The organism is Salinicola corii (assembly GCF_008298015.1).
In the GTDB taxonomy this organism is placed as follows: Bacteria; Pseudomonadota; Gammaproteobacteria; order Pseudomonadales; family Halomonadaceae; genus Salinicola; species Salinicola corii.
Genome location: NZ_VTPX01000009.1, coordinates 203,115 through 212,048, shown reverse-complemented (window position 1 = coordinate 212,048; position 8,934 = coordinate 203,115). Strand labels below are relative to the sequence as shown.

At 60.9% G+C, this 8,934-nt stretch carries 10 protein-coding genes and 4 tRNA genes; 2 read left to right on the top strand and 12 right to left on the bottom strand.

Annotated features, from left to right (window positions below):
- Positions 1–24 precede the first annotated feature (24 nt).
- Genes F0A16_RS16005 through F0A16_RS15990 form a run of 4 tightly spaced genes read right to left on the bottom strand, consistent with a single transcriptional unit; the run spans position 25 to position 3,632 of the window.
- Positions 25–408, bottom strand: a complete 384-nt coding sequence (locus F0A16_RS16005) for an STY4526/YPO1902 family pathogenicity island replication protein (RefSeq protein ID WP_149436403.1) — start codon at positions 406–408, stop codon at positions 25–27.
- Positions 408–2,447 carry a ParB family protein gene (locus tag F0A16_RS16000; RefSeq protein ID WP_149436402.1) on the bottom strand — a complete coding sequence of 680 codons (2,040 nt, stop codon included), beginning with the start codon at positions 2,445–2,447 and terminating at the stop codon, positions 408–410. Before F0A16_RS16000 ends, F0A16_RS16005 begins: the two co-directional genes overlap by 1 nt.
- Positions 2,444–2,950 carry a hypothetical protein gene (locus F0A16_RS15995; RefSeq protein WP_149436401.1) on the bottom strand — a complete coding sequence of 169 codons (507 nt, stop codon included), beginning with the start codon at positions 2,948–2,950 and terminating at the stop codon, positions 2,444–2,446. The genes F0A16_RS16000 and F0A16_RS15995 overlap by 4 nt, the downstream gene beginning before the upstream one ends.
- On the bottom strand, positions 2,943–3,632 hold the full coding sequence (locus F0A16_RS15990) for a DUF2786 domain-containing protein (protein ID WP_149436400.1): 690 nt from the start codon (positions 3,630–3,632) through the stop codon (positions 2,943–2,945). Before F0A16_RS15990 ends, F0A16_RS15995 begins: the two co-directional genes overlap by 8 nt.
- 107 nt (positions 3,633–3,739) lie before the next feature.
- Between F0A16_RS15990 and F0A16_RS15985 the strand changes: the two genes are divergently transcribed.
- Positions 3,740–4,039 (top strand): hypothetical protein, encoded by a 300-nt coding sequence (locus F0A16_RS15985; protein ID WP_149436399.1) that lies wholly within the window; start codon positions 3,740–3,742, stop codon positions 4,037–4,039.
- A 237-nt stretch (positions 4,040–4,276) separates the two neighbouring features.
- On the opposite strand, the gene F0A16_RS15980 is transcribed toward F0A16_RS15985, so the two are convergent.
- Entirely contained in the window at positions 4,277–4,507 is a 231-nt protein-coding gene (locus tag F0A16_RS15980; protein WP_149436398.1) for a type II toxin-antitoxin system HicA family toxin, read from the bottom strand.
- On the opposite strand from F0A16_RS15980, the gene F0A16_RS21800 reads away from it, so the two are divergent.
- Entirely contained in the window at positions 4,506–4,682 is a 177-nt protein-coding gene (locus F0A16_RS21800) for a hypothetical protein (RefSeq protein ID WP_187776046.1), read from the top strand. The two genes, F0A16_RS15980 and F0A16_RS21800, sit on opposite strands and share 2 nt — an antisense overlap.
- Positions 4,683–4,699: 17 nt before the next feature.
- Here the strand turns inward: F0A16_RS21800 and dnaB are convergent, their stop codons facing one another.
- The 7 genes from dnaB to F0A16_RS15945 form a co-directional block, all read right to left on the bottom strand.
- Positions 4,700–6,109: a replicative DNA helicase gene (gene dnaB / locus F0A16_RS15975; RefSeq protein ID WP_149436397.1), complete on the bottom strand. Its 1,410-nt coding sequence runs from the start codon at positions 6,107–6,109 to the stop codon at positions 4,700–4,702.
- A complete protein-coding gene (locus tag F0A16_RS15970) occupies positions 6,099–6,989 on the bottom strand; it encodes a ParA family protein (protein WP_149436396.1) in 891 nt (296 codons plus the stop codon). The genes dnaB and F0A16_RS15970 overlap by 11 nt, the downstream gene beginning before the upstream one ends.
- 80 nt (positions 6,990–7,069) lie before the next feature.
- Positions 7,070–7,145 (bottom strand) — tRNA-Asn (locus tag F0A16_RS15965).
- Between the two features lie 34 nt (positions 7,146–7,179).
- Positions 7,180–7,255, bottom strand: a tRNA-Asn gene (locus tag F0A16_RS15960).
- Between the two features lie 27 nt (positions 7,256–7,282).
- Positions 7,283–7,358: transfer RNA gene (locus tag F0A16_RS15955), tRNA-Asn, on the bottom strand.
- 204 nt (positions 7,359–7,562) lie between these two features.
- A tRNA-Met gene (locus tag F0A16_RS15950) sits at positions 7,563–7,639 on the bottom strand.
- Positions 7,640–7,779: 140 nt separating this feature from the next.
- Positions 7,780–8,724 (bottom strand): choline ABC transporter substrate-binding protein, encoded by a 945-nt coding sequence (locus tag F0A16_RS15945; RefSeq protein WP_149436395.1) that lies wholly within the window; start codon positions 8,722–8,724, stop codon positions 7,780–7,782.
- Positions 8,725–8,934 lie beyond the last annotated feature (210 nt).

Below are 8,934 nucleotides of genomic sequence, written 5' to 3'. Positions count from 1 at the left end.
AGCTGTGCTGCTTCCTGTTTGAACTCAGGGCTGAAGGATCGTCGTTGTCTTCTTGCCATATGACACCTCGCTCAAGGTGGGAAGAATACCACCTACGCTGGTGTCCGGTTTCATTGAACCACTACACACGCTGGCCCCGTGTCGAATGCAGTGATCGACGAGCCCATCGCGATCCTGGTCGCGATCGACGCGGCGCAGCGCCGCTTTGAAGGTGTCGTGATCCAGCTCGAACCGGGCCACGCCCGGAAACTCGTGGATCAGGGACTCGATCTCGCTGGCCCGCAGCCGACTGAGACTCTGCAGCTCATCGTCGCGGAAGCCCAGCGCGCGAGCGCGACGCATGTCGCCCTCACGAATCAGGATCAGCGCCTGGTTGAACAGCGCATGGTTGAGTTGCGGTGTCGCCATCACGAATCCCCCTCTGCATTGAGCACGTCACGCAGCACCCGGATCAGCCGGGTCAGCCAGAACACACGAACGAAGAGACCGTCGGGCAGACGCACCTCGGTGTCGTCACCATGACTGCCCACCAGTTCTCCCAATAGCGAGATGTCGCTCGGCATCACCGGATCGATGTTGCCCTCGAGACCGGCGAGCAGTTGCCAGACGAGCTGAGCACGACGGCTGGGTGCGCCCTCAAGGGGACCAAGTTCGTAACCGATACCGTCGCGCGCATTGAGGCGAATGACCTCGCTGGATCCGCTGGCCTCAACGCCGGCCCAGCTGGCCAGCACCTGGACCACTTCACCAATCTGCATGCGTAGATCCTGAGCGTTGCGACGCCAGGTCGGCACATGCCAGAGATCCGTGATCGGGGCGACACGGCCACCGTCCTGCAGCGGTACGCTTTTGAGTGCCGCTGCCTCGAAGTCGATGGCCTCCTCGCCGTGTTCCTTCGCCTGCCAATGACGCAGCTGGCGATGGCCCTCCGTCTCGTGGTGTGGAGAGAGGGTCAGATCGGCGGCGATGGTCGCCTGCTCTTCGGCAGAGCGGGTCGGCTGAAGTCTGTGCTCCTGCAGCAGACCATCGGTGTCCAGTAGCCCGCCGGCGTTGTCGTTCCAGTCGTCATCGAAGCTGCCGCCCTGTGGGGCCACCGGTGTTCGCTGGGTCTGAGCCTCGAGTTCGGCGTTGCGCTGCTCGAGCTGCTCGAGCTGGGCGCGCATCTGTTTCATGGCGACCGACTCGCCTACCCCGCCCGCATCCGGCACACCGCGCGCCGGCGACGGTTCCGGCGCGGGATCGAGGTCGCTCTGGCCATCGCCGAAGGTCAGATCATTGGGGTCGAGTTCATCGTCATCGCCGGTGGGTTCGCTACCGCTACGAGAGGTTTTGGCGGTCGATGGCAGAGAGGAAGGAGCCGACGACTTGCCGGACGACGAGCCACCCGGAGAAGTATCCGGTTTTGGCGGATAAAGGTGGCGCTCCTGGGGATGACGCAGGCGCTCCAGTTCACTATCGACAGTGGTCCAGATATCCGCGCGCTCCTCGTCCGTTGCCGCCCGGGCATACTTGCGTACGGTGAACCAGTTCTTCCACGCCATGTCGATGGGGTTGAAGTGCAGACCGGTGTGCTCGTTGAGCATGCCCTTCAAGCGATCTTCGACGATGTTCCAGCGGAATTCGGTCTGCCCCTCGTGATCGAGCTGGGCCATCTCCTCATGCCAGGCCAGCGCGAAATCGCCGTCGACGACGTTGTTGGCCCAGTGTTCCCCCTCGCCCAAGTCATCGGCGTGCTCGATCCAGTAGTCGGCACAGCGGGTCCAGCACTCGTCACAGAACTGGCGATAGGAGATCAGCTTCTCGATCTGGGGACGGCCCATTCCCGCATCCAGTGATAAAGGTAGCGTGGGGAGAAAGTGCTCGATGGTGTAGAGCATCCGACTTACGTGGCCATGATTGATGGTGTAACCCAGCACGCGAAGCCGCTTGGTCAACTCGCGCTGGGAGATGGTCTCGCCGGCGTCCTCCTCGATCATGCGTTTGGCCTCGAAGATCCCGCGTGCCCGCTCGATCCAGCTCAGTTGCCCCCGGTTGTCGTTCTCGGCCAGGTGGCCGGCAAGCACGTTGATCTCGCCCTGCCACGGGATGAAATGGCAGTCCTGGTGATAGAAGGACTGATCGCCCGTCTCCTGATACAGCTCATTGAGAATGGTCAGGCGGGTATTGCCCCCATCGGAGATCATGTAGCGGTCATCGCCGGGACGCTGCGTGACGGTCAACTTCTGCTTGAGTCCGACTGCCTTGATCGACGCCTTGATCTCATCGAACTTGGGGTTGTGATGGGTTCTGGGGTTGCGATCGTAGGGACGCAGCTGATCCAGCGTGAGCGACATCGCCTGTTCGCGGGTCGGTGCCGGCAGCCGATCGGTGGGCTGGCTCCTGAGCGTCGGCCCCGGCTGGTTCAGCTTGGCCGTGATCTGATCGGGGGTAACGGATGGTTTACTCATGAGGTCCACTCCGGCTGCCGCGAGGCGCAGCCATCAGAATCGAAAAAATGGTTCAACTGCTGGTTGAGACGACCGATGCTCTGGGTCAACCCGTGCAGGCTCAGGTCGCTGCGCGTCTGCGGCGGATGCTGCTGGCACAGCGCCTGCAGGCCACGACGCAGATCGAGCAGGTTGTCATTGACGATCACCAGCAGCTCGAAATCGCTGAGGTCGAAATACTGGAGCTGTGCCCAGCGCAGGCTGTGGTGGGGCTCCATCTCAAGCCGACTGGCCCTGTCGCAGGCCATGTGGAAGACCAGCCAGGTATCGGCGAGCAGCGAGCGCAGCGCATCGTTGCGCTTGTTGTGCGCCCGGGGATGCGCCGCGAACCAGGACTCCAGTGTCTCGACCCAGCCGGCAAAGGGATCGAGCAGTCCCAGGGCCAGACATTCCCGGCCCAGCAGATAGCGTTCCATGCCCCGGTCGGTCGCAGCGCGTGTCGGAAACGTGACGATCTCAGCCATGGGACAGCTCCTTGTGTTGGTCGCGATCGACGCCGCCATGCAGGCGCGCGTTACGACCAGCGGCGTACCCACGGGCCATTGCACGCTGATCGTCACGGCGTTGACCGCGGTCGATGGCCTCCATCGCCTCGAGCTGTGGATAGAAGCGCTGCTGGAAGTGCGCGATTGCCGCGACTGACGCCTCCGTTTTCTGCACCGGGACGATGTGCTCATACGCTCCGGCGACCCATGCCAGCGCATAGGCGTCTGCCCGACGGATCTTGGTGACGCGCTTCGCGCGCTTGTGCATGCCGTTCAGGAATGACTTGCGATCGCTGATCAGCTGACGCTGCAGCACCTCGAAGGCATACGCCGCGATGCGCACCTGGCTCGCCTCGCCGAGGAAGGCGAAGTACCCCTGCCAGCTCTCGAACGTGGGACGCGGTTCGTAGACCGTGGCGGTACCGAAGGCGGCATTGACCAGGCTGGCCAGATGATCGAGCCAGCGCGGCGGCTTGCGCCCGGTTGGCGACTTGACGGCCACACGGTCGATGGTCGATGCCGCGACATCGATCTCACTGACGCCGTACTCGTCCATCAGATGCTGCGCCTGACGCAGGGCCGTTCCGGCCTCGTGCTCGTTGGCAGAGCATGACAGCGCCAGACAGCGCTCGATCTTGCGAAGGATGCGATCGGGAGTCATTGGACACCTCCCGCCGCACCGTTGGGAAAAGGTGCCGGGCGCATCCCGTGGTAGGTTGAAAACGCTCCCCAAGAGCACATCTCAACACTGGCCACAGGAGGCCCGACATGACGGAAAAAGCGGAATTTGTCTATCGAGTGAATTACGAGATGGAGACCTCGCACGGTCAAAGTGAACCACTGAGAATCCTGAAACGAACAGATCACTTGCTTTACAAGCTCGCAGAACCACCCGTCATTCCTCGACAAGGCGAATACGTCGCCTTCAAGGACGATCTGTTGTCGACTGATATCGAATGGCTGAAAGTGAAGAACGTGTTTCATGGCATCACTCCTGGTCCACTCGGGGATCTACAACATCACTGGGTGACCGTCCTGCTAACTGCTGACGAATCCATTCCGGAGTGATACCAAGAAATGCCAGGACCTCTCTGACATCACCGTTGAGAACGATCATCTGATCGACGCTTAACGCACATCGACCGCGCATACCCGGAAACGCATGGTGTGCGCGGTACCAATGCCGCGTGCAGCTGGGCAGGCTGTAGATAGGCTCATCCGAGGTGCTCATCGGCAGCATCAAGTCAGCCAGCAGGCCTCTCGCTCGAGGGCTCAAGTCATTGATGGCTGGGTTGGAGTTATCCTTCATACCTCACCCTCCTCATGTCGCTGAACCCTACGCAGGCGTGCCAGCACGTTCTTCTCGGCTCGCGCGTCGCTGGGTGAAAAGCCGGTGAAGACGGGCGGGCAGCCCGGCTTGACGAAACGAACGTGACCGCCACGTGTGCGCTCAACGTTCCAGCCATGAGTCACGGCGTAACGCACTACACGCTTCAAGGCGCGGGTCGAGCAGCGGATCGGGAGTGCGTCAGGCATGGGGCACCTCCCCGATGAATTGATCGGTGTGATCAAGCTGCTGACGAAACAGATCCAGTTGGCCTTCAAGCGACCGGATCAGTCGCTCTCGTTCACCTCGAAGCAGTCGACATTCGCGGTTGAGCCGCGCAAGTTCGTCGCGTTTTTCAGCGAGGCGAGTTTCGAGATGCAGTAGTTCCTGGGCTGCACTGTTCATGAGCGCGCCTCCTGTACCTGTTTCCACGCCAAAGACTCGAACCGGGTGCTCGAGCCCACGAACGTCAGATGCACCGTGCCGGTGGGACCGTTGCGCTGCTTGCCGATGATCAGCTCGGCCAGTCCCTTGTTGTCGGGGTTATCAGTGTTGTAGACCTCATCGCGGTAGACGAACCCGATGACGTCGGCGTCCTGCTCGATCGCGCCGGAGTCGCGCAGATCGGCCATACAGGGGCGCTTGTTGGGTCGATTTTCTAGCGTGCGATTAAGCTGAGAGAGCGCCACCACCGGGCAGTTGAGATCCTTGGCGGTGGCTTTGAGAATCCGCGAGATCGCGGAGATCTCGTTGTTGCGGTTCTCGCAGCCCGGCTCCTCGAGCAGCTGCAGGTAGTCGATGAGGATGAGGGCCGGCTTGCCATGGCGGCGCATCAGCCGACGGGCACGAGACTTGAGTGAGGTTGCGGAAAGCCCGCTGGAGTCGTCCACGAACAGGCGCTCTTCGAACCCGAGTATGCGATTCGTGGCGGAGGTCAGCTTCTCCCAGCCTCCATCGTCGAGCTGCCCTGAGCGCAGCTTGCTCAGATCCAGCCGCCCCATGCTTGCCATCAGGCGCAGCATCAGCTGCTCCTCCGGCATCTCGAGCGAGAAGACGAAGATCGGTGCCGTGGCCAACTCGGTACGGCCCGCCGTGGCAACCAATGCATTCTCGACGAGGTTCATCCCCAACGTCGTCTTGCCCATCGACGGGCGGCCGGCGAGGACGATCAGATCGGAGTCCTGCCAGCCGCAGGTCAGCGCATCGAGATCCTGGTAGCCGGTCGGCGTGCCAGTAATGCCGTCCTTGGCGTTGAAGGCGCGATCAATGGTATCGATCGCCGCCGTCAGTGCCGGACGTATGCCGGTTTCCTTGCCCTGCCGATTTTCAGCCAGCTCGAACAGTTGACGCTCGGTGGCTTCGATCAACGCCTGACTGAGCTGCTGCCCATCCAGCGCCCGCTGACTGAGATCGCGCCCCATGTTGGCCAGTTGCCGGCGACGCTGATGCTCGCGAACGATGCCGGCATAGGCGACCACATTGGTAGCCGACGGTGTGTGACGGGCCAGCTCGGCCAGGTAGGACAAGCCGCCGCAGGTCTCGAGATTCCCATCGCGCTCCAGAACTTCGGAGAGCGTCACCACATCCAGCGGCTTTTCGTCATGGGATAGCGCTTCCATCGCCTTGAAGATCAGCCGGTGCGGGTACTGATAAAACGCGCCGGCATCGACGATTACGCAGATGTCATCCCACTTGGTGTTATCGAGCATCAACGCACCCAGCGTGGACTGCTCGGCCTCGATGCTATGCGGTGGCAGAAGCCCCATGGCCTCGGCTTCGGCGGATGCCGGGGATGCGGCTTCAATGGACATGACCCACCCCCGATTTTTCGGTGCCGGTTTTACCGCTCGGTGCATTGGTGCCCACCGCGCGAATGGCATCGGCCCACTCGGGATAGAGATCGATGGCCACGGCTTTGAGCTGGTCGGCACAGGCCGGTGCCTTACGGCTGTATGGCTTGCGCGGCTCGACCCGGTGAACGGGCAAGCCCTGCAACGCTGCCGAACGATAGGCGGAGAGATTGACCAGCGGCGTCTCGAGCACGCTAATGCCGTGATCTTCGACCTCGGCATACATGGTGCGAATACTGTCGGCAATGTCGCGGGCATCGCGCAGCTGGTCGGTCATCTTGTTGAGCAGGATGGAGACCGGCGGCACCTCGAAACGGGTATAACGTGCCAGCTCGCGCAGCTCATTGAGCATGCCCTGGGTGCCACGCACGAATTCGCGCGCGGTGAGCAGTTCGGGAACGATGGGAGAGATCAGCCGATCGGCGGCCATGACGGCCATCTCGAGAATCACCGAGCGCGCGCCCTGGGTATCGATCAGGATGGCGTCATAGCGATCGGCGAAGCGATCGAGCAGGTCGATCAGCCGGAAGCGACCATTCGGGGCATTGAGCAATAACTGCTGCAACTGATTCCGATAGTCGTTGGAGACGATGATGTCGAGATTGGGGATAGCGGTGTGCGAGATGATCTGGTCGAGGTCGACCAGTTCTGTCGCGAGCAGCTCGTACACCCCACCAGGGGCAGGCTGGGACAGCTCATAGTAGGAAGAGAGGGTTGGCTGGGAGTCGAGGTCTATGAGCAGGACCCGTAGACCGGCGTCTGCCAGGAGACCGCCCAGATTGGCCGTCGTGGTGGTTTTCCCGACGCCGCCCTTGGAGCAAACCGTTGCTGAAACACGCATAACTGCACCTCATCCGTCAGTGATTGGAATGAGTGCAGAGGCGGTATTACATACCAGGATGTTTTGTCTAAGCGTTCGGCTGGCTCCCTGAGCAGGACTCGAACCTGCGACCCAGCGATTAACAGTCGCTTGCTCTACCAACTGAGCTATCAGGGATCGATATGAATGCTTCCCGACACGATGATAGCGATGGCTCCCCGAACAGGACTCGAACCTGTGACCCAATGATTAACAGTCATTTGCTCTACCAACTGAGCTATCGGGGATCGTTGTTCACCGCTGGCTGATGATGTTGGCTCCCCGAACAGGACTCGAACCTGTGACCCAATGATTAACAGTCATTTGCTCTACCAACTGAGCTATCGGGGACCATCTTCAGCACGCGGCGTAGTATACGCGCTGAGTCTTTTGCGTCAAGGCCGGAGGCCAGGATTTCTCGAATTGCCGGAAAGGAATAATCGAACACAATCAATACGCTGCGCATCCTCTCTCCCCTCCTCGGCAGGCCTGATGACCGTGCGGAGCGCATCCGGGCGAACGAAGGGATTTCGCGGAGATAAAGAGGAAAAGCGTTGGTGGCTACGCCCTGATTCGAACAGGGGACCCCATCATTATGAGTGATGTGCTCTAACCAGCTGAGCTACGTAGCCGACGCTGCTGCCTGGAAACGGCAAACGTTGCCGAATGACAACGGGGGCGGACTATACCTGCAGGCTTGTCGAAGGACAAGCCTGCAATGAGAATCGGCGCAATTTTCGGCTCGTTCTCCCCTATCCGCCCTGGCGGTGGATCAGACGCCCAGCGCTTCCTTGACCGCCGGCAGGCCCGGTTCGCCATCGACCGTCGTCACGCCCTCGAGCCAGCCGTCCAGCGTCTCGGGATGCGCCTTGAGCCAGGCGCGGGCCGCCTCCTTCTCGTCCTCGCCGTCGTCCATGATGCTGCCCATGACCTCGTTTTCCATGTCGAGCGTGAAGCTCAGGTTCTGGAGCAGTTGGCCGACATTGCCGCACTCGCCGATGTAGCCGGCGCGGGTGTTGGTATAGACGGTGGCGCCGCCGTAATCCGGACCGAAGTAGTCATCCGCCCCGGAGAGATAGCCGATATCGAAGTTGGTGTTCATCGGGTGCGGAGCCCAGCCCAGAAACACCATCCACTCCTTGCTCTGGGTACGCGCCCGAACCTCGGCGAGCATACCGGCCTCGCTGGAGTCGACCAGCTGCCAGTCGCCCAGGCCGAAGGCGTCGTCATCGATCATCTGCTGGATAATCATGTTGCCGTCGTTGCCCGCTTCGATGCCGAACAGCTTGTGGCCGAACTGGTCCGCATGTTCGTCCAGATCGGCAACCGAGGTGACACCGGCGTCGATGACGTATTCCGGCACCGCGAGGGTGTACTTGGCGCCTTCCAGATTGGCGCGCGGACGGTCGACCTGCCCCTTCTCGATGTAGGGGTCGCTGATCGACTTCATCGACGGCATCCAGTTACCCAGGAACACATCGAAGTCGCCACCTTTCATGCCCGCGTAGGCCACCGGCACGGAGACGGTATCCGAACTCGCCTCATAGCCAAGACCTTCGAGCACGACGCTGGTCAATGCGGTCGTCGCCTGGATATCGGTCCAGCCCACCTCGGCGAAACGGACGGTCTGGCAGCTCTCGGGCTCCTGCGCCTGGGCCAACGGCGCCGCAGCCAGGCCGGCACCGGCTAGGGTCCACAGAATCGGCTGATATCTCATGGTGCTTGAACTCCCTGAACGTAATTGTAGATTTTCATCAATAATCACTGATTATCGAATGCCATATTTTCCATTCGATGACACAATACACTAGTTTTTATTGATTGACCGTTCAATAAAAAATTTCCATAATGGTCAACAGCCGACGTCGCCGGTTCAATACAAGCCGATTCCCCGCGATGACTGGAAACCCGACCTAAAACGGGTTAT

Bases quoted from the DNA above. Each gene is read 5' to 3' on its own strand.
- F0A16_RS16005 (WP_149436403.1), bottom strand. From the start codon at position 408: ATGGCGACACCGCAACTCAACCATGCGCTGTTCAACCAGGCGCTGATC.
- F0A16_RS16000 (WP_149436402.1), bottom strand. From the start codon at position 2,447: ATGAGTAAACCATCCGTTACCCCCGATCAGATCACGGCCAAGCTGAAC.
- F0A16_RS15995 (WP_149436401.1), bottom strand. From the start codon at position 2,950: ATGGCTGAGATCGTCACGTTTCCGACACGCGCTGCGACCGACCGGGGC.
- F0A16_RS15990 (WP_149436400.1), bottom strand. From the start codon at position 3,632: ATGACTCCCGATCGCATCCTTCGCAAGATCGAGCGCTGTCTGGCGCTG.
- F0A16_RS15985 (WP_149436399.1), top strand. From the start codon at position 3,740: ATGACGGAAAAAGCGGAATTTGTCTATCGAGTGAATTACGAGATGGAG.
- F0A16_RS21800 (WP_187776046.1), top strand. From the start codon at position 4,506: ATGGGGCACCTCCCCGATGAATTGATCGGTGTGATCAAGCTGCTGACG.
- F0A16_RS15980 (WP_149436398.1), bottom strand. From the start codon at position 4,507: ATGCCTGACGCACTCCCGATCCGCTGCTCGACCCGCGCCTTGAAGCGT.
- dnaB (WP_149436397.1), bottom strand. From the start codon at position 6,109: ATGTCCATTGAAGCCGCATCCCCGGCATCCGCCGAAGCCGAGGCCATG.
- F0A16_RS15970 (WP_149436396.1), bottom strand. From the start codon at position 6,989: ATGCGTGTTTCAGCAACGGTTTGCTCCAAGGGCGGCGTCGGGAAAACC.
- F0A16_RS15945 (WP_149436395.1), bottom strand. From the start codon at position 8,724: ATGAGATATCAGCCGATTCTGTGGACCCTAGCCGGTGCCGGCCTGGCT.